Here is an 18,465-nt window from a genome sequence, read left to right on the forward strand (position 1 = left end):
TGGCCAGCGTTTCTAGGGTAGCATCGTGCCCAGGTGTGGATACATGCCTTGTCATTTGTTTGTACAGCCAGAATGCAATTATATTGATATTAATAGGGAGATACCCACTGATGCAAATTGAAGAAAGCATCCACATTGCAGTCCCGCCCACGGTCGTCGATCAGATTTGGAGCGAGGTTGACCGATGGCATCAGTGGGATCCGGACACCAAGCAAGCCCGGCTCAATGGGCCATTTGCGGTGGGAACACATGGCCGTATCGTTCCCAGCAAGGGGATGGGCATTCCCATGCTCGTCACGGAGCGCTCCGCGGGCCGCTCGTTCACCGTCGAAGGCTACATCCCTTTGTTCCGCATCCATTTCGAGCACACGGTGGTTGCCGCAGATGGCGGATCGGAAGTCGTTCACCGCGTGTGGTTTACGGGAGCGCTTGCCTTTTTGTTCGGGCCAGGCGTTGCCAGGCAAGTCCGGGACGGGCTTCCCAGGACGATGCGCTCGCTCAAGGCCTATGCCGAGAAGCGCAACAAGACTCCCCATGATGGTGAAGCGGCGGGGCCAGCGCGACAACAGCCTGATAGATAGTTTCCCCTCGTCAATTCCTTGCAAACTGCCGCGTCAAATTAACGTGCCGTTCCCCTCATGATGGAATACAATTCTTGCGTGGCAGCCAGCTTGCCTGGCAATGCCGGGCACGGCGCCTTTGACCTCGGAAAGATGTTTGCTTATGACTCTGCAGTTCCCCCTGCCGAATGTACCTCTTGCGCCTTGCGCGCCATCGAGTCGGTCCCAGCCACTCGGCTCCCTGTTTGCCCTGACCCTGTTCTGCCTGATTCCAGCCGCGTCCGTGATGGCGGCTGCGCCCGCCAGCAGCAGCGTCATGCTGGAAGAGCTGACGAGCACGGAGTTGCGCAGCCGTATCGACCACGGCGCCACGACCGTGTTGGTGCCGATAGGTGGCGTCGAGCAGAGCGGGCCGTATATCGCGCTGGGCAAGCACAATGTGCGCGCCGGGCTGCTGGCGCGGCAGATTGCGCAAAAGCTGGGCAATACCATCGTCGCGCCCGTCGTTTCCTATGTGCCCGAAGGCGCGATTGTACCGCCGGCCGGCCATATGCGCTTTGCCGGCACCATCTCGATACCGCCCGCCGCCTTCGAAGCCGTGCTGGAAGGGGCGGCCGCCAGCCTGCGCCAGCATGGTTTCCGCGACATCATCTTTCTCGGCGACCATGGCGGCTATCAAAAAAACGAGCAGAACGTAGCCAACAAGCTCAACCGTGCCTGGGGCAAAGCCGCCACCGCCAAGGATGCGCGCGCTTACGCCTTGCTCGACTACTATGACATCACGCAATCGGCGTATATTGCCGAGCTGCAAAAGCGCGGCCACAGCAGCGCCGAGATCGGCCTGCATGCGGGCTTGGCGGACGCGGCGCTGATGCTGGCGACGGACCCGTCGCTGGTGCGCAGCGAGGCCATGGCGCACGGACCCAAGCCCGGCGTGGCGGACGGCGTGCGCGGCGACGCCTCGCGGGCGACGGCTGAACTGGGCCAGATCGGTATCAAGCTGCAGGTGGACACGTCGGTGGCTGCCATCAAGCAGCTGCTGCAACGTACTAAATAATTCCGCTGGAAGTGCTGAACTTCCAGCTTTTGCAACGAAACGACGCGAAATTACATGAAAAAATCTCAACGACGCACCATCGTCACCTTGTCCGCCCTGGCTGCCGCATTGGCCGGCCTGGGCGTGGCCAGCCAGGTCATCGGCGCCAGCACGCCGGCCCCGGCCGCCGTAGCGCCGGCCGCCGCCTATTCGCCGCTGCCGGGCATGCCGCCGCTGGTGGATCCGAAAAACGTGTACGGCAGCATCGCCAGCAGCAATATGAGCCCCGTCGTCAAGGATCATTTGCGCCGCGTCTACGTGCCCAATCTGCGCTCGAACGATGTGTACGTGATCGACCAGGAGAGCCTGAAAGTGGTCGACAAGTTCAAGGTCGGCAGCGGCCCGCAGCACGTCGTGCCGTCGTGGGACTTGCGCACCCTGTGGGTGGCGAACAATGCCGAGCGCACGGACAAGGGCAGCTTGACGCCAATCGACCCGTTGACGGGCAAGCCGGGCAAGGAAGTGCCCGTCGATGACCCCTACAATATGTACTACACGCCCGATGGCAAGTCCGCCATCGTCGTGGCCGAAGCGCGCCACCGCCTCGATTTCCGCGATCCGAAGACCATGGCCGTGCAGTATTCGATCGACACGCCCCAGTGCGGCGGCATCAACCATGCGGACTTTTCGAATGACGGCCGCTACGCCATGTTCACCTGCGAGTTCGACGGCACCATCGCCAAGATCGATCTGGTGGGCCGCAAGGTCGACGGCTACCTGAAATTGCAGATGCCGGCCAAGCGCTTTGCCGAGTCCGGTCCTGTGGGCGGCCCGGCGAATGAAATCTGCAGCGTCAAGAAAGGCATGCCGCAAGACATACGGATCTCGCCAGACGGCAAGAAATTCTTTATCGCCGACATGGACGCCGACGGCGTGCACATCGTCGATGGCGCCACCCTGAAGGAAATCGGCTTCATCCAGACGGGCGTGGGCGCGCACGGTCTGTACCCTAGCCGTGACGGCAAAAAGTTGTACGTGGCCAACCGCGGCACGCACCGCATCCATGGCAAGCCGAAGGGCAAGGGCAGCGTCAGCGTGATCGATTTCGCGACGGAAAAAGTCGTGTCGAACTGGCCGATACCCGGCGGCGGCAGCCCCGACATGGGCAATGTGTCCGCCGACGGCAAATATCTGTGGCTGTCCGGCCGTTTCGACGACGTGGTCTACCGCATCGATACGAACAGCGGCGACGTTGCCAAGGTCAAAGTCGGCCAGGAGCCGCACGGCCTGACCGTGTGGCCGCAGCCGGGCCGCTATTCGCTCGGCCATACGGGCAACCTGCGCTAGGCTGGCGCATGGCGCTTCCTGGAGTAACTGCGGCGGATATACAGTCGTGATTGCCTAAAAAGCAATATTGGCGCATACTGTATTTTCTATTCCACTACCTCCAGGGAGCGCCACCATGATTCTTGATCACATCGGTTTGAATGTCAGCGATGCACAGGCCAGCAAGGCCTTCTTTTCGGCCGCCCTGGCGCCACTGGGCGTATCGGTGGTGATGGAAGAGCAGGGCTGGGTTGGCATGGGCAAGGATGGCAAGCCCGATTTCTGGTTCGGCGTGGGCGACAAGCCGCATGCCGGCATGCATCTGGCCTTCGCGGCGGACAACCGCGCCCAGGTGGACGCATTCTACAAGGCCGCGCTGGAAGCGGGCGGCAAGGATAATGGCGCGCCAGGCATCCGCGCCCTGTACCACCCGAATTACTATGGCGCTTTCGTGCTGGGGCCCGATGGCCACAATGTCGAAGCCGTCTGCCACCGTCCCGAGTCTTGACGCCGGGCATTACCTGAAGAGAGCAGCATGAAGCACAGCGCCACCCTGTTTGCCGACGATGCCGGCCGCTATGCCTACGTCAAAGCGGGTTTTTCCTGGCCGGCCCTGTTCCTGGGCTCGTTCTGGGCCGTCGCCAAGCGCCGCTGGTGGCTGTTGCTGCTCATGCTGGCGATGGATGCCTGCCTGTGGTTTGGCAGTCATCTCGCCACCGGAATGCGCATCGGCCCGATGATGCTGCTGATGGCCGGCGCGGAACTCAGTTACCTGCTGGCGCGTGGCTGGTATGGCAACCGCTGGCTGGAAGCCTCGCTGCGCAGCCATGGCTACAAGCCCGTCGTGCCAGGCACGGGCGCCGTTGGCTGAGCCTGCCTGGCACAAATTTCCCCCTCTGTTACTGACGTTTGCCAAGGGCAGGCTGTCCAGTACAAACTTTCTGCGCTGCCTGGCGCACCTTTGATCCAGATCATCCCTCACCTGTGGTGCTCACGTAGCCTTGGGACTCGCGTTGCAAAGCATCTTCCCACCAACCGGATATGTTTTTTCGCGTTTCGTGGCGTAGCCCGGCCGTCTGCCTATCCGTTCGACAGCCGGTGGTGCCGCCATATGTCCACCCAACCGCTATTTAATGAGGAACTCCATGTATCCATATTCCCGTAGTGTTACCCCCGCCGCCAAAAACCACCTGGAAGCACAACTGGCTTTCTTCAATGGCCTGTCGAAGTCGCTGTTTCAATCGATGCAGCAGTTCAGTGACCTGAATATGCAACTGGCGCAAGGCTTGCTGGAAGAAACCACGGTCACCAGCCAGAACCTGCTGACGGTCGAGCGCGCTGAAGATGCGTTCCAGGTGGCTGCCGCATCGGGCCAGCCAGCCGCCGAGCAATTGCGCAAGTACCAGCAACAGGTGTCGCGCCTGGCCGCCGATACGCAGGTCGAACTGGCCAATGTGGCAGAGCGTCATGTGAATGAAACGAGCCGTACCGCCAAGGCCCTGGCCGAAGAAGTGGCCCGCACCGCTTCGGAAGAAACGGAGAAAAACGTGCGCAAGCAGCAGGAAGCGATGCAGCGCATGGCTGAACCGTTCCAGGCTTATCAGCAAAACGGCGCCAACCGCGACCAGCAACGTGGTGCGCAAAGCCGTGACGGTCAAAGCCTGCAAAGCGCCAGCCACCAGGGCAGCCAGCAGTCGGCCGGCAGCGAAGGCTCGGCCAGCGGCAGCGCCTCGCAAGCGGGCTCTGCACAAAGCAAGAGCGGCGCCAGCCGCAAAGAGTAAGCACGAGGCTGCTTGCAGCTGAGCCGCATCGCGAGGGCCGAGCCTTGCTATGCGGCCAGACGGCACGCGGTATCGTGCGTATTGGTTCAGGCAGAACGCCCGCCCTTCACGGGGCGGGCGTTTTGTCGTAGGCGTGCGGCTCAGGCGCCGGCATGGCCGCGCCAGATACGTGAGGCTGCAAGGCTATGCCTGCCGGCAAGGCTGTATTGGACAAGACCGCGGACAAGACTGCGGACGAGGCCGCGTCACCGCTCCCGGTCCCGCTGTTCGCATCGATGAAGGCGCTGACGGCATCCAGGGTGGGTGCCAGCCCGCGCAAGGGGCCGGCCAGCGTGGCGACCAGGGTGGCGTGGCCCACGTGGTCGAAATAGGTTTCCGTCACGGGCCGGTGCAGCGCCCGCAAGGCGCTGGCCAGGCCGCCCGTGTTGCGTTGCGGATTGACCAGCTTGTCCTTGCCGGGCAGCGGGGCGATTAGCAGGGCGGGCGGGGCGTCGGCCGTCACATGGTGGATGGGCTGCGAAGCGGCGGGCGTGTCCGGGTAAAAGAAGACGGGCCGGGTGATGATATTTTCGATGGGCAGGAAATCATAGGGGCCGGCCAAGCCTATCCAGCCCCGCAAGTCGTGCGGGCGCATGCCGTGGCGCGCCAGCAGGCTGGCGTCGAGCGCCAGCATGGCCGCGTTGTAGGCACCGGCGCTATGGCCCATGACGAACAGGCGCGTCGGGTCGCCGCCATGGCGGCGCGATTCCATCGCGGCCCAGGCTACGGCGCGAGCCGCATCCTGCAAGATCTCGGGGTAGTGCACGTCCGGATACAACCGGTAATCGGCGATCACGGCCAGGTAGCCGCGCGCCGCGAGCGCGTGGCCGACGAAGGCATAGTCGGCGCGTTCGCCCGTCGTCCAGTTACCGCCATAAAAGAACACCACGACGGGCACGGGTCCCGTGCGGGCCTTGGGGGCATACACGTCGAGTTTCTGCCGTGGCAGGGGGCCGTAGGCCAGGCCCCGCGTCACTTGCGAGGCGCTGCCGGACGACAAGGCATTGATGGCGGTCAAGGGCGAGCAGGCGGCCAGGCCGGCAGCGAGCGGGATGGCCGCCAGCACGCCGAGCAGGGTGGTGCGCAGGATCGTCATGCAAGCTCCCGATGGTGGTGGATGATGCTTGCAGTGTAGGCCAGGCTGGGCAGGGCGCACATGGGAAAGTTGCTCTCTGGCATAGATAAATGTTGCATGCGTCAATCAATCCTGTAACAGCCATTTGCGCGCCGTGGCGATGACGGCGTCCGACAGCGTGCGCGTGAGGGGTGTCTGGATATCCCAGGCATGCCAGGTCAGGGGCACGTCGAGCGCTTGCCCGGCCGCCACGTCGATGAGCCGGCCGGCGGCCAGCGCCGTTTCCGCCTGCAGCAAAGGCACCATGCCATAAGCATAGCCCGCTTCGATGAAGCGTACGAAGTCGCGCGCAGAACCGAGCACATGGTGCGGATAGCGGCCCGTGTAGCCGAGCCGGTGCTGCAGGTAGCGCTCGTGCAGCGCATCCTTGCTGCCAAACGTGATGGCGGGCGCCTGGCTGACGGCTTCCACCGTAAAGCCATGGGGAAACCACTGCTGCGCGAACCCTGGTGAGGCCACGCACAGGTAGCGCATGCCGCCCAGCGGCGTGGCCGTGGTACCGGCCACCAGGTCGTTGGCGCTGGTGACGCAGGCAAACACGCGCCCTTCGCGCAGCTGGCTCAGGGTGTGGTCCTGGTCGTCGAGGCGGATATCAAGCAGGCAGGACGGCGGCAACAGCAGCGGCCCCAGCGCTTCCGGAATCCAGGTGGCGGCGCTGTCGGCGTTGACGGCGATGGCCAGCGCCGGCAATTGCGTGGTGGGGCCGGGCTGGGCGTCGAGCGCCGCTTCGAGCAGCTTGACTTGCCGGTAATGGGCGATCAGGCGCTGGCCTGCTTCCGTCGGCAGGGGCGGGTGGCTGCGGATGATCAGCAGGGTGCCTTCCAGATTTTCCAGGGTGCGGATGCGCTGCGACACGGCCGGCTGGCTGATCGCCAGCGCCTGCGCGGCCTTTTCAAAGCTGCCCAGTCCGATCACGGCGTCGAGGGCGGCCAATCCACGGTAATCGACGACACGCATAAGTTTCTCTTATATATGGTTAGAATCATTCATTATACTTATATTTACTTTTTCTTTACACTGTTGAAATAGGGTAACAACTCCACTCTGCCGCGCGGTCCTCCTGGTTCCGCACCACCCTCCACCTACCTCTGATGACTTTGCCTTTGCCGGCAGAGCGTGGGCGGCCGTGCGCGTGATGGAAAGCAATAAAGGAATCGATATGGACAGCGCAATCTTCTTGAAAGGCATGGGGCTCGGCGCGAGCCTGATCGTGGCCATCGGCACGCAAAACGCCTTCTTGCTCAAACAGGGCTTGAAGCGCCACTACGTGCTCACCTGTATCCTGGTCTGCCTCGTGTGCGACGCGATGTTGATCACGGCCGGCGTGGCCGGCATGGGCACGTTCATCGCCGACAACCCGAATTTCCTGCTGTGGGCCAAGGCCGGCGGCGCCACGTTCCTGATCGCCTACGGCTTGCGCGCGGCGAAGTCCGCCTGGCGCCCAACGGCCCTGACGGTGTCGGCCGCCAAGTCGCCCGAAGGCTACTGGGCCGTGATCGGCGCGGCGCTGGCGTTCAGCCTGCTGAACCCGCACGCCTTCCTCGACACGGTCATCCTGCTCGGCTCGATCGGCGGCCAGCATGAAGGCGTGGGACGCTTCTACTTCGCCGGCGGCGCCATCATGGCATCGGCCCTGTGGTTCTTCCTGCTGGGCTTTGGCGCCCGCTACCTGGCGCCCGTGTTTGCCAAGCCCATGGCCTGGCGCGTGCTCGACGGCATCATTGCCCTCGTCATGTGGGCCATCGCCGCCTCGCTGTTCCTGTAAGCGGGACAAGCGCCGCAGCCTGCCTGCGGCGCGCGGCAATTCCCCGTAGAATAGCTGTCAACTTGACGCTATGCTTTCCAGGAATGCCATGACCAACACGCCAGACTCCCTGCACATCGTGTGCCCCCATTGCGACGCCGTCAACCGCTTGCCGGCCGCGCGGCTCGCGGAACAGCCCACTTGCGGCAAGTGCCAGAAGGATTTATTCACGGGCCAGCCCGTGGACCTGGCCAGCGCCCGTTTCCTCAAGCATATCGAACGCAGCGACATTCCCGTGCTGGTCGACTTCTGGGCGCCCTGGTGCGGCCCGTGTCGCAGCATGGCGCCATTCTATGTGCAAGCCGCCAAGACCCTGGAGCCGGCGTTTCGCGTCGTCAAGGTGAATACGGAAGCGTCGCCGGACCTGGGCAGCCGTTTCAATATCCGCAGCATTCCCACCCTGGCCCTGTTCCGTAGAGGCGTGGAAGTGGCGCGCCAGCCGGGCGCCATCGATGCGAATGCCATCGTCGCGTGGGCACGAGACAAGGCACGATTTTAAACATCCAGAGAAAACCGTCGAGGTTTTCCATTTGACATTTAATATGGCGCCATATTATATTGCGCCATATGATAAAACTCGAACAGAAATACACGGCCTTGCTCGGTGACGTGCAGCGCCGCGCCAGCGGTCTCGACATGATCCAGTCCACGGCGCGCTTGCGCCTGTGCTTTGAAGTGCTGGGCCTGGCGTCCGCCATCGATGGCGATTGCGCTGTGCGCCTGGGCCGGCATGGCTTGTCGGAAGGGAAATTTGTGCTGCTGTCCCTGTTGCGCGACGTGCCCGACGGACTTTCGCCGCACGAACTGGCCGAGCGGGCAGGCGTGACGCGCGGCACCATCACGGGCTTGCTCGACGGCCTGGAACGCGACGGTTTCCTCGCGCGCCATGCTGACCAGCTTGATCGGCGCAAGCTGCTGGTGCGCCTGAGCCCCAAGGGAGAAGCGGCCGCCGCGACCCTGGTCGATGAGCACGCGCAGTGGATCGCCAGCCTGTTTGCCGATTTCACGCCGGCAGAAATGCAGCTATTGAGTGCGCTGCTGGAAAAAGCCTGGCGCAAGACGGACCGGGGTGCCGCATGAGCCGCGGCATCGCCGACATCGCGCCCGCGCGCCTGGCCCTGCTGAACGGGGGCAATGTGCCCAGCGCCACCCTGACGGAAGGGCTGGCCATCGATTTCGCCCAGCTGCTGGCCGCGGCCGTGCCCGGTATTGGCGCCGCCCGCCTGGAGCAGATGCGCGCGCAGGCGGCAGACGGCATCACCAGGCGCATGGCGCTGGCGGCGCAATTGCTGCTGGACGCCAAGGCCGATCTGGCTTTGCTGCAAGCCCACCCATCCGACACGGTACGGGGCTGGGTCTGCTTTGCCATCGCCGCCCAGGCTGGATTGAGCTTGCCGCAGCGGTTGGCTGCCATGCGGCCGCTGGCCGACGATGGCCACTTCGGCGTGCGTGAATGGGCCTGGCTGCCGTTACGCCCCCATCTGGCGGCGCATCTTGACGAGGCCATCACCTTGCTGGCGCCGTGGACGGCGGACCCGTCGGAGCGGGTGCGCCGCTTTGCCTGCGAAGCGCTGCGTCCGCGCGGCGTGTGGTGCGCGCATATCGCCCAGTTAAAGGCGCAGCCGCAGCTGGCCTTGCCCGTGCTGCAGCCTTTGCGCGCCGACCCGGCCATCTACGTGCAGGATTCCGTGGCCAACTGGCTCAACGATGCGGCCAAGAGCCAGCCGGACTGGGTGCGCAGCCTGTGCGCGCAATGGCTGCAGGAAAGCCCCGCTGCCGCGACGCAACGCATCTGCAAGCGCGCCCAGCGCTCGCTTTCTTAATCATTGGGAGGAAAACATGCATTATCTGTTAGAACTGTACAGCCCGAAACCGGCCTGGCTGGCCCTCGACGGCGCCGCGCGCCAGGCGTATTTCGACAGGGTCGGCGCCGGCATGGCGGCTTTGTCCGGCATGGGCGCCGAAGCGCTGGCCATGGGCGCCATCGATGGCGGCAAGCTGCACGCGGCTGCCCAGCAATTCTATGCCGTCTGGCGCTTCCCGGACGGGGCGGCACTGGACGCCTTGCTGGCGGGCATCGCCGGCACGGGCTGGCATGATTACTTCGACACCGTCAATGCGGCTGGCACGGCCGTGGATTTCCCTGGCCACCTGGCGCAGCTGGCCGCAGTTTAAGCGTACGGCGTTTTCCTTGCCGCTGCGGTAAAGTTGGCATTTCCATCCGAACACTGACGTTGATGCCAACCAAACTGCTCTCCACCCTGTTGCTTGCCCTGGCGCCCATGCTGGCGTCAGCAGTCCCTGCCACCCCGCAAGCCCTCGTCGCCGCCGCCCGCAAGCAGGTGGGCGTGACCGTGCAGTACGATCCGCGCTACGAACGGCTCGCCTATCCGGGCGGCGACGTGCCGCTCGAGCGGGGCGTGTGCACGGACGTGGTCGTGCGCGCTTACCGCCAGCTGGGGCAGGATTTGCAGGTGCTCGTACACGAAGACATGCGCAAGGCGTGGCAGGTGTACCAGCAGCAGGGACGCTGGCAGATGAAGGGACCGGACCGCAATATCGACCACCGCCGCGTGCCGAACCTGGGCACCTACTTTGCCCGCCACGGCACCAGCCTGCCGCCAAGCAAGGAACAGAAGGCCTACCGCGCGGGCGACATCGTCACGTGGCGCCTGCCGGGCAACCTCACGCACATCGGCATCGTCAGCGACAAACAGTCGTGGGGCGGCGTGCCGCTGATCATCCACAACATCGGCGAGGGCGCGCGCGAGGAAAATATTCTGTTCAGCTATCCGATCACGGGACACTACCGCTGGCAGCCGCGCTGACGGATACGGGCGCTATTTCCTGCAGGATCGCCAGCACCTTGGCCAGCGCCGTGTCGATATCGAGCTTGTCGATGGCGCCATAGCCGAGGAACAGGCCTTCATGGCGGGCGGGGCCATGGTAAAAGCTGGCCAGCGCATACAGGCTGATGTCGGCCTGGCGCGCGCGGCGCTGCAATTCGGCGATATCGAGCGGCGCCTGGGCCAGCGCCGCCACGTGAAAGCCGGCGCTGGCCGGCACCAGGCGGAACCACGGCGCCAGCGGACCGTTGAACCAGTGCAGCAGACGCTCGCGCCGCCCCGCATAGATATCGTGGCAGCGCCGGATGTGGCGCAGCAAATGGCCGTCGCCGATGAACTTGGCCAGCGCATGCTGGCCCAGGCTGGCCGTATGGCAATCGCTCAGGTATTTCACCGTCTGCACGGCGGCCACGATGGCTTGCGGCAGCACCACATAGCCGAGCCGCAGTTCCGGCAGCATGATCTTGGAAAAGCTGCCCACATGCGCGACGATGCCGTAGCGGTCCATGCTTTGCAGCGCATCCTCGGGCCGGCCCTCGTAGCGGAACGCGCTGTCGTAATCGTCCTCGATGATGATGGCGCCCAGCTGTTGCGCCCGCTCCAGCAAGGCGTGACGGCGCGCCATGCTCATCGGCATGCCCAGCGGGAATTGATGCGCGGGCGTGACATAGATCAGCCGCGTGCCGTCCGGAATTTGCCCGACCATCAGGCCATCCTCGTCCACTTCAATGCCCACCACGCGCGCGCCCTGGCTGGCGAACACAGCGCGCGCCACCGGGTAGCCGGGTTCTTCCACGGCAACTGTGTCGCCCGGTTCTAGCAAGGTTTGCGCCAGCAGGTGCAAGGCTTGCTGCGCGCCGCTGGTGACGAGCACTTGCTCCTCGGTGCAATGGATGCCGCGGCTGAAGGCGGCATGGCCGGCAATCGCCGCGCGCAAGGCGGGCAAGCCTTCCACGGGGCCATAGCGGCCGCGCGCCTGGCCACCCTGGCGCAGCGCGTGCAGCATGCAGGCGCGCCATTCATCCTGCGGGAAGTGCGCGGGCGTGGCACGTCCGCCGATGAAGGCGTAGCGCGCCGGCGTTTCCTGGCTGGCGCGGCGCAAGGGCGTGGGCGTCGCTTCCCAGCGGGCGATGCGCTGCGCGCTGGCCAGCGGCGCGCTGGCGTGGCGGCGCTGCGGCGAGGCGTGCGGCGTCTGCACGAAGCTGCCCACGCCCACTTTGCCGACCAGCAGTTTTTCATAGCCGAGCTTGTCATACACGTCGGACACCGTCTTGCGCGACAGGCCCAGCTGGCTGGCCAGCAGGCGCGAGGGCGGCAATTGCTGGCCGTCCGTCAGCCGGCCCGAGCGGATGGCCTCGCTGAGCTGGCGGTACAGCTGGCCGCCCAGGTCGCGCGTGCCGTCGATCAGGATATGTAATTCCATGGTGTGTCTGCTGGTGGTCTGCTGTTTTTCGGGGAGATTGGCCTGCCGCACACTCTTCTTGCGCTTCTACAATGATGTATCTCTACTTTATCAAGGAATGCCATCATGACACAGCAACGACTCGACTTTGTGCAAGCTTCGCCCGATGCCATCAAGGCCATGTATGCGCTGGAAGCGGCGATCGCCAAGCTGGGCGTCGAACACTCGCTGCTCGAGCTGATCCGCCTGCGCGCCTCGCAAATCAATGGCTGCGCCTTTTGCGTGGACATGCACACGAGCGACGCGCGCAAGGCGGGCGAAACGGAGCGCCGCCTGTATGCCGTGTCCGTCTGGCGCGAAACGCCGTTCTTCACGCCGCGCGAGCGGGCCGTGCTGGCCTGGACGGAAGCGCTGACCCTGCTGCCGCAGAATCACGCGTCCGATGAAGATTATGCTGCGCTGGCGGAACAATTGACGCCGGCGGAAATGGTCAACGTCACCCTGGCCATCGGCTCCATCAATACCTGGAACCGCCTGGCCGTGGGCTTTCGCAAGATGCCGGAATAAGTTCTTTGTTCGTTCGCGAACAGACGCATGGCTTGCCCCTGCGTAGGCTGGCAGGACGATTGATCAGCCAGGGAGCAGCCATGCAAGTACCTATCGGGGAAGGCGCCGACAAGACGCCCGAGCAACAGGAAGAAGCGCGCCGCGAATTCATCGCCGAACTGTGGCGGCGTTTCGAAGCCTTGCAGGAGTGGGCTGTCAGCCACTGGCCCGACCAGCAGCACCCGCTCAGTTCCGCCGACTTCGTCGAGACGCGCAAGGAGATCTTGAGTCTGCGTTCGCCGGCGGGGTCGTTGAACCAGCCGTCGCAAAAGGATGAAGCGGAACCGGAGCAGGGCGGGGCGCAGTACCTGGATGTGACGCCAGCGCCGTGGCCGTAGGTCGGATTAGCGCTTGCGCGTAATCCGACGTCACCCGCCAACAATGTTGTCGGATTACGGCCCTCCGGGCCTAATCCGACCTACGCGTCGCTTTTGCCTTGCGCAAACACCCAGCAAACCAAACTCACCAGCAGCCCCGCCATCACGCCATACGCCAGGTTCAAGGCGCTGTCGAACAGCAGCGGCGCCACCAGGCCCGAGACGAGGGCGAACAGCAGCATCTGGATGAACGACTGCATCGACGAGGCCAGGCCGCTGTTATTGGGGAAGTGGTTCAAGGCCATCAGGGTCATCGGCGGCATGGCGATCGACAGGGCGAACGAGTAGAAGAACAGCGGCAGCACGGCCCACGGCACTTCGGCGGCAAAGACATAGTTGTAGCCGATGTTGGCGGCGGCCGCCACCAGCATCAAAATGAAACCGGCCCAGATCATCTGGCGCTGGCTGTAGCGGTGGGCGATTTTCGCCGACAGGGCCGAACCGAACACCATGCCGCTGATCAGGGGAATGAACAGCCAGGCGAATGCCGTTTCCGGCAGGTGCAGGATGTTGATGATGAAGTAGGCGGCCGAACCGATGTACAGGGCGAAGCCGCCAAAGGCGGCGCCGATGGCCGTCGACAGCAGCAGGAACTGGCGGTGGCACAGCACTTTCCAGTAATTGACGGCGATGTCGCCCAGGTGGAAGGCTTGGCGCTGCTCCTTCGGCAAGCTTTCCGGCAGTGCGCGCCAGACGACGACGAACATCAGCACGCCGAACGCCGTGAGGAACCAGAAGATCCAGCGCCAGCCCAGGCCTACTTGCAGCCAGCCGCCCAGCACGGGCGCGATGGCCGGCGCCAGCGCGAACACCATCATGATGTGCGAGAGGATTTTCTGCGCGGCGGCGCCCGAATAGCGGTCTTGCACGATGGCGCGGCCGATGACGGAACCGGCGCCCGCCGAGAGTCCCTGCAGTACGCGCCAGGCCAGCAGCCAGCCCAGCGACGGCGCCAGCGCGGCGCCCACGGAGGCGATCACATACAGCACCAGCGAGACGAGGATCACGGGACGGCGGCCGAACGAGTCGGACAGGGTGCCGTAAAACAGCATCATGAAGGCGAACGTGAACAGGAAAAAGCTCAGGGTTTGCTGCACCAGCAGGGGGCTGGCATTGAAATCTTGCACGATGGCGGGGAACGACGGCAGATAGGTGTCAATTGCAAGCGGTCCGACCATCGCCAGGCCCGCCAAGATCCATGTTAATAATTTAGTCATGTTGAACAGTGTTTTTGTTAGTCCGTCATTTTACGCTAGTGGCAACAATCGGGTTTGATCGCAGGCTGCCACGTGGTCGATATGCGTTTTTCGTATATGCAATCTTGGAATTCTTCGTTGGAATCGCGCTGCCTGGCCGCTAATCTGGGGCGACCCGGCTTGTTTGCCGTTTTCTGGAAGCGATACCCATGCACAGCATTTATCCCGCAGCGCCCGCCGACGACACGGCCCAGTGGAACCTGGGGCCCGTGATCCAGGCTTTGCGCAGCTCGCGCGAAGACAAGCACAAGATCCGTCATAACGGCAGGGTGCGCGAGCTGCCGTCGCGCGAAGCGCTCACCACCATCGTCAACGGCCTGTCGGCGGCCCTGTTCCCCACGCATTACGGGCGGCCCAACCTGACGGACGAAAGCATCGACTACTTTGTCGGCGACACGCTCAATACCACGTTGAACCGCCTCAGCGAACAGGTGCGGCGCGGTTTGCTCTTTTCCGTACCGGCCGGTGATGAGGGCGATGCCGCCAGCGACGATGCGGCCCTGGCGCAGCAGGCGCGCGACATCACCCGTGCGTTTGCCGCCAGCCTGCCCGATATCCGTGCGCTGCTCGTGTCGGACGTGCAGGCCGCCTACGCGGGCGACCCGGCCGCCACCTCGGTGGCCGAGATCATGCTGTGCTATCCGGGCACCATCGCCATTTTGTACCACCGCCTGGCGCACCAGCTGCACGCGCTCGGTGCGCCATTCCTTGCGCGCCTGATCGCCGATATCGCGCACACCCTGACGGGCATCGACATCCACCCGGGCGCGCGCATCGGCGCCTCGTTCTTCATCGACCATGGCACGGGCGTCGTGATCGGCGAGACGGCCATCATCGGCCAGCGGGTGCGCCTGTACCAGGCCGTCACCCTGGGTGCCAAGCGTTTTCCGGCGGATGCTTCCGGTGCGCTGATCAAGGGCACGCCGCGCCATCCCATCGTCGAGGATGACGTGGTCATTTACGCTGGCGCGACCGTGTTGGGGCGCATCACCATCGGCGCGGGATCGACTATCGGGGGGAATGTGTGGCTGACGCAGAGCGTGCCAGCTAACAGCAATGTATCGCAGGCGCAGATGCGTAACGATTAGGTGCGGCGGAAGGGGCTTGACTCCAGAGTTAGTGCTGGGGTCAGACCCGACGGGGGAATGCGCCCCAAAGGGCGGATTCCGATCGCGAAGCGACTGACCCCACAGTTTTACTTCGCCGTCAGCACTTCATACCGCGCCACGGGCACGCCATCCTTCAGCAGCAGCAATTCCTGGTCGGCGTAGCGGTAGCCATTGACTTCGCCCAAGGTGGCCAGCAGCAGGCGCTCGAGGTCCATGTCCTGCGGCTGGCACATCATCATGGTGCCGGCCATCTGTCCAAAGTTCAAGGTGCTGACGCCATCGCTGGTGTAGCCGCCCATCATCTGGTTGCAGCCGCTGTTGCCGCTGGCGCGGCCTTCAGCCAGCTGCAGGGTCACTTCGCGCTGCTCGGGCGCCTTGCGCACCACTTGCTTGCCCTTCAATTCCTTCAGTTTCCACCGCGTGCCCGTCAGCTTCGGCGCCGGCTTGGCGGGCGAGGTGGCGCCCGGCGCGGCGGCGGCAGCGTCGCTGCGCACGGGCGTTTGCGCGCAGCCGGCCGTGATGGCGACGATGGCGGCGAGGGGAATCAGTCTGGCGAGTGTGAACATGGTATTTCCTGGTTAAGGTGATAAATGATAGCCGCCAGCGTAGCAGATCGGCGCCGCGCCAGCGTGCACGGTTGACAAGCTCGCTGGCAAGTTCACTGCTGTTTTTCCTGTTCCAGCCGGGACTCGAGCACGGTGCGCGCCGCCGCCACATAGGCGCGGCAAGCCTGCGGGTCGACAAACGCCTCGCTGCCGGCCGTGGTGCTCGCTTCCAGCCTTTCCCACAGCTGCGATGCTTCCGGGTGGGCCGAGATCAGCACGTCGCACGGCAGTTTTTCCAGGGTCTCGAAGCTGCGGCGCAAGTCCGCCACCGCGTTCGGATATTCGCTGCTGGCGCTGAACTTGAATCCGGGACGCGAAACGGCGTTGAGGCTGTCCGCATAGACCATGTTCAGGCAGCGGGGGCCGTCGCACGATTGCCACGTCCAGCTCAGGCCTCCGGGCGTGTGGCCCGGCGTGGCATGCGCCGTCACGTTGACGGGACCGACATTGAACTGGCCGCCGTCGCGCGCCAGGCGCATGTCCTTGACGGGCGGGTACTTGGGCAGCGCGTGGTATTGCGGATCGTCCGGGCCCACTTCGCCCGACGCCAGGTCCAGCGCGGCCGACGGGCTGGCCGCCACCAGCGCATCGCTGCGCCGCTGCAGTTCGGCCAGGCCGCCCGCATGGTCGATATGGCCGTGCGAATTGAGGATCAGTTTCACGTCCTCGATGCGAAAGCCCAGGGCGGCGATATTGGCGATGATCTTGGGTGCCGATTCCGGCAAGCCGCCGTCGACCAGCACGTGGCCCTGCGGCGACGTCACCAGCACGGAACTGAGGCCTTTCACGCCTACATAATAGGTATTGCCGAAGATGCGGAACGGCGCCTGGTCCGCGTTCCAGGTGGCGCAGATGTCGCAACCTGGCGTCTGCGCCCGGGCGACGGGGCCGGCCAGCAGCAGCGCCAGTGCCAGCGCCGGCGCGCGCGTAAGAGTGGGGGGCATTGCGATCCTTATCCGTGTTGCCAAGGTGGCGTATGCTGACATGGAACGGGGCTGGACGCAAACATCACAACGATGCGGGCGGCGCATCGCCAGTGTCCTTGTACACCAGTTCGATCAGGGTATCGTCCGCATAGCGGGTATCGCCCACGGGCGCCAGGAAGGACGTGCCGCCATTTTTCACCTGCAGCGCGACGCGACGCTCCCCATCGAGCAGGGTGGCGCTGGCGATGGCCGGATCGCTGTGCGTGCCCATCTTGAGCGCGTCGGCGGAGCACCAGTCGGTGGTGCGCAGCTTGGTGGCGACCAGGGTACGTATCAAAAATGGGATCTCTTTCTTGGCGATGGCGACCGTCACCTGGCATTGCAGGCGCAGGTCGCCCAGGCGGCGCATGCCGGGCGGCACACCGTCGCTGCGGACGCTGGCCTGCCAGCGGAACTGGCCTTGCTTCCTGTTGGTGACCAGGTCCGCATCTTCGCTGTCGGCTTGCGCGCTGCGGGGCAGCACAAAGCTGCCATCGGCCGACAGGGGCACGGTGATCGTGGTGTCGTTGCCGGCGATGCGCAAGGTCACGTCCTGCATGGCGTCCGCAGGAGCGTCGGGTCCGGGAATCAGCTGGAAGCGCACTTCGCGCGCCTTGGGCGCCAGTGCATGGTACTCGTCAAAGGCATCGAGGCCGGCAGCCATCACGCGGTAGGATTTCAATTCCGGATTGCGGATGCTGTTGACGTGGACGGCCTGGCCGGTGTCGGCCGGCGCATCGGCGTGCGCCGCGCTGTGGCCGAGGGCCAGGATGGCGAGGACGGTAAGTAGGGAAAGGTGCACGTAGCCGCCTGTTTGTTTTCAACATGGCAAGCTAACATGAATGACAAGGCTTGTCACTGGGGCGGCGAGCCAGCCTCAGATCGCGTGCGCGGCGTGCAGTTCGCCGAGGATGGTCTCCTTCAATTGCGCCTGCGCCGCCGGCGTGCGCACGCGGGGGCGCGGCGCGGCCACGTCGTAATGGGCGCGCCGCGGTCCGGCGCGCGTATCGAGCATGACGATGCGGTCGCTCAGGTGCAGCGCTTCGTCGATATCGTGGGTCACCAGCAGCACGCTCAAACCATGGCGCGCGGCGACGGCGGCCAGCAAGTCCTGCAGCTTCATGCGCGTAAAAGCGTCGACGGCGGAAAACGGCTCGTCCAGCAGCAGGATGCGGGGCTGGCCAAACAGGCCGCGGGCAATCGCCGCGCGCTGGGCCTGGCCGCCCGACAGCTGCTTGGGCAGGCTGTGCGCGTGGCCTTGCAAGCCCACTTCCTCCAGCAGCTGCGCGACCCTGGGATCATTTTCGCCACCGGCACCGAGGCCGAAGGCGATGTTTTGCGCCACCGTCAGCCAGGGAAACAAACGCGGTTCCTGGAAGATCAGGCCGATGTCCGCGTGCACGCCGGCCAGCGGCTTGCCGCCCATGCGCAGGGTGCCGCGAAAGCTCGTATCGAGCCCGGCCACGATGGACAGCAGGCTGCTCTTGCCGCAGCCGCTGGCGCCGATCAGGCTGACGATCTCACCCCGGTGCAGCTGCAATTGCAGATTGTGCAGCACGCGCCGCGCACCATAGGATTTGTCGTGGATGGCAATGTCAAGCAAGGCAGTCATGCGTGG

General features: G+C 64.5%; 23 protein-coding genes. 15 read left to right on the forward strand and 8 right to left on the reverse strand.

Annotated elements, in window-relative coordinates; translation table 11 throughout:
* Window positions 1–110: 110 nt before the first annotated feature.
* From OPV09_RS11625 to phaP, 6 genes are all read left to right on the forward strand, one after another.
* Window positions 111–581 carry an SRPBCC family protein gene (locus OPV09_RS11625; protein WP_338681794.1) on the forward strand — a complete coding sequence of 157 codons (471 nt, stop codon included), beginning with the start codon at window positions 111–113 and terminating at the stop codon, window positions 579–581.
* Between the two features lie 142 nt (window positions 582–723).
* Window positions 724–1,617: a creatininase family protein gene (locus OPV09_RS11630; RefSeq protein ID WP_338682278.1), complete on the forward strand. Its 894-nt coding sequence runs from the start codon at window positions 724–726 to the stop codon at window positions 1,615–1,617.
* A gap of 54 nt (window positions 1,618–1,671) precedes the next feature.
* Entirely contained in the window at window positions 1,672–2,943 is a 1,272-nt protein-coding gene (locus tag OPV09_RS11635; protein WP_331777747.1) for a YncE family protein, read from the forward strand.
* Between the two features lie 115 nt (window positions 2,944–3,058).
* The gene (locus tag OPV09_RS11640) at window positions 3,059–3,430 is read left to right on the forward strand and encodes a VOC family protein (protein WP_081368210.1); all 372 of its coding nucleotides are present in this window, start codon (window positions 3,059–3,061) and stop codon (window positions 3,428–3,430) included.
* A gap of 27 nt (window positions 3,431–3,457) precedes the next feature.
* A complete protein-coding gene (locus OPV09_RS11645; protein WP_051991844.1) occupies window positions 3,458–3,793 on the forward strand; it encodes a hypothetical protein in 336 nt (111 codons plus the stop codon).
* Between the two features lie 274 nt (window positions 3,794–4,067).
* Window positions 4,068–4,703 carry a TIGR01841 family phasin gene (phaP, locus tag OPV09_RS11650; protein ID WP_034757122.1) on the forward strand — a complete coding sequence of 212 codons (636 nt, stop codon included), beginning with the start codon at window positions 4,068–4,070 and terminating at the stop codon, window positions 4,701–4,703.
* Window positions 4,704–4,809: 106 nt separating this feature from the next.
* Here phaP and OPV09_RS11655 read toward each other — a convergent pair whose 3' ends face one another.
* Together OPV09_RS11655 and OPV09_RS11660 are read right to left on the reverse strand one after the other, a co-directional pair.
* Window positions 4,810–5,838, reverse strand: coding sequence for an alpha/beta hydrolase (locus OPV09_RS11655; protein WP_338681797.1), 1,029 nt, complete (start codon window positions 5,836–5,838; stop codon window positions 4,810–4,812).
* Window positions 5,839–5,943: 105 nt separating this feature from the next.
* On the reverse strand, window positions 5,944–6,834 hold the full coding sequence (locus tag OPV09_RS11660; protein WP_046683652.1) for a LysR family transcriptional regulator ArgP: 891 nt from the start codon (window positions 6,832–6,834) through the stop codon (window positions 5,944–5,946).
* Between the two features lie 202 nt (window positions 6,835–7,036).
* On the opposite strand from OPV09_RS11660, the gene OPV09_RS11665 reads away from it, so the two are divergent.
* The 6 genes from OPV09_RS11665 to OPV09_RS11690 all read left to right on the forward strand — a co-directional run bounded on the left by OPV09_RS11665 (window position 7,037) and on the right by OPV09_RS11690 (window position 10,509).
* Window positions 7,037–7,642 (forward strand): LysE/ArgO family amino acid transporter, encoded by a 606-nt coding sequence (locus tag OPV09_RS11665; protein WP_034757131.1) that lies wholly within the window; start codon window positions 7,037–7,039, stop codon window positions 7,640–7,642.
* An 88-nt stretch (window positions 7,643–7,730) separates the two neighbouring features.
* A complete protein-coding gene (trxC, locus tag OPV09_RS11670) occupies window positions 7,731–8,180 on the forward strand; it encodes a thioredoxin TrxC (protein WP_338681799.1) in 450 nt (149 codons plus the stop codon).
* A gap of 71 nt (window positions 8,181–8,251) precedes the next feature.
* Window positions 8,252–8,761, forward strand: a complete 510-nt coding sequence (locus OPV09_RS11675; RefSeq protein ID WP_338682280.1) for a MarR family transcriptional regulator — start codon at window positions 8,252–8,254, stop codon at window positions 8,759–8,761.
* Window positions 8,758–9,504: a DNA alkylation repair protein gene (locus OPV09_RS11680; protein WP_338681800.1), complete on the forward strand. Its 747-nt coding sequence runs from the start codon at window positions 8,758–8,760 to the stop codon at window positions 9,502–9,504. Before OPV09_RS11675 ends, OPV09_RS11680 begins: the two co-directional genes overlap by 4 nt.
* Before the next feature lie 16 nt (window positions 9,505–9,520).
* A complete protein-coding gene (locus OPV09_RS11685; protein ID WP_338681801.1) occupies window positions 9,521–9,856 on the forward strand; it encodes a DUF6616 family protein in 336 nt (111 codons plus the stop codon).
* Window positions 9,857–9,918: 62 nt separating this feature from the next.
* Window positions 9,919–10,509, forward strand: coding sequence for a DUF1287 domain-containing protein (locus OPV09_RS11690; protein WP_338681802.1), 591 nt, complete (start codon window positions 9,919–9,921; stop codon window positions 10,507–10,509).
* Here the strand turns inward: OPV09_RS11690 and OPV09_RS11695 are convergent.
* Window positions 10,478–11,950, reverse strand: coding sequence for a PLP-dependent aminotransferase family protein (locus OPV09_RS11695; RefSeq protein WP_338681803.1), 1,473 nt, complete (start codon window positions 11,948–11,950; stop codon window positions 10,478–10,480). The two genes, OPV09_RS11690 and OPV09_RS11695, sit on opposite strands and share 32 nt — an antisense overlap.
* 105 nt (window positions 11,951–12,055) lie before the next feature.
* Between OPV09_RS11695 and OPV09_RS11700 the strand changes: the two genes are divergently transcribed.
* On the forward strand, window positions 12,056–12,496 hold the full coding sequence (locus OPV09_RS11700) for a carboxymuconolactone decarboxylase family protein (protein ID WP_034757156.1): 441 nt from the start codon (window positions 12,056–12,058) through the stop codon (window positions 12,494–12,496).
* 80 nt (window positions 12,497–12,576) lie between these two features.
* A complete protein-coding gene (locus OPV09_RS11705; protein ID WP_051991917.1) occupies window positions 12,577–12,873 on the forward strand; it encodes a hypothetical protein in 297 nt (98 codons plus the stop codon).
* A gap of 80 nt (window positions 12,874–12,953) precedes the next feature.
* Here OPV09_RS11705 and OPV09_RS11710 read toward each other — a convergent pair whose 3' ends face one another.
* Window positions 12,954–14,129, reverse strand: a complete 1,176-nt coding sequence (locus OPV09_RS11710; protein ID WP_072454685.1) for a multidrug effflux MFS transporter — start codon at window positions 14,127–14,129, stop codon at window positions 12,954–12,956.
* 188 nt (window positions 14,130–14,317) lie between these two features.
* Here OPV09_RS11710 and epsC point away from each other — a divergent pair, with 188 nt between their 5' ends.
* Window positions 14,318–15,256 carry a serine O-acetyltransferase EpsC gene (gene epsC / locus OPV09_RS11715; protein WP_072454684.1) on the forward strand — a complete coding sequence of 313 codons (939 nt, stop codon included), beginning with the start codon at window positions 14,318–14,320 and terminating at the stop codon, window positions 15,254–15,256.
* A 107-nt stretch (window positions 15,257–15,363) separates the two neighbouring features.
* On the opposite strand, the gene OPV09_RS11720 is transcribed toward epsC, so the two are convergent.
* The 4 genes from OPV09_RS11720 to OPV09_RS11735 form a co-directional block, all read right to left on the reverse strand.
* Window positions 15,364–15,843, reverse strand: coding sequence for an META domain-containing protein (locus tag OPV09_RS11720; RefSeq protein ID WP_338681805.1), 480 nt, complete (start codon window positions 15,841–15,843; stop codon window positions 15,364–15,366).
* A 92-nt stretch (window positions 15,844–15,935) separates the two neighbouring features.
* Window positions 15,936–16,826, reverse strand: coding sequence for a subclass B3 metallo-beta-lactamase (gene bla / locus OPV09_RS11725; RefSeq protein ID WP_338681807.1), 891 nt, complete (start codon window positions 16,824–16,826; stop codon window positions 15,936–15,938).
* Window positions 16,827–16,890: 64 nt separating this feature from the next.
* The gene (locus tag OPV09_RS11730; protein ID WP_338681808.1) at window positions 16,891–17,649 is read right to left on the reverse strand and encodes a hypothetical protein; all 759 of its coding nucleotides are present in this window, start codon (window positions 17,647–17,649) and stop codon (window positions 16,891–16,893) included.
* Window positions 17,650–17,724: 75 nt separating this feature from the next.
* On the reverse strand, window positions 17,725–18,459 hold the full coding sequence (locus OPV09_RS11735; protein ID WP_338681809.1) for an ABC transporter ATP-binding protein: 735 nt from the start codon (window positions 18,457–18,459) through the stop codon (window positions 17,725–17,727).
* Window positions 18,460–18,465 lie beyond the last annotated feature (6 nt).

The organism is Janthinobacterium sp. TB1-E2, assembly GCF_036885605.1.
Lineage (GTDB): Bacteria > Pseudomonadota > Gammaproteobacteria > Burkholderiales > Burkholderiaceae_D > Janthinobacterium > Janthinobacterium aestuarii.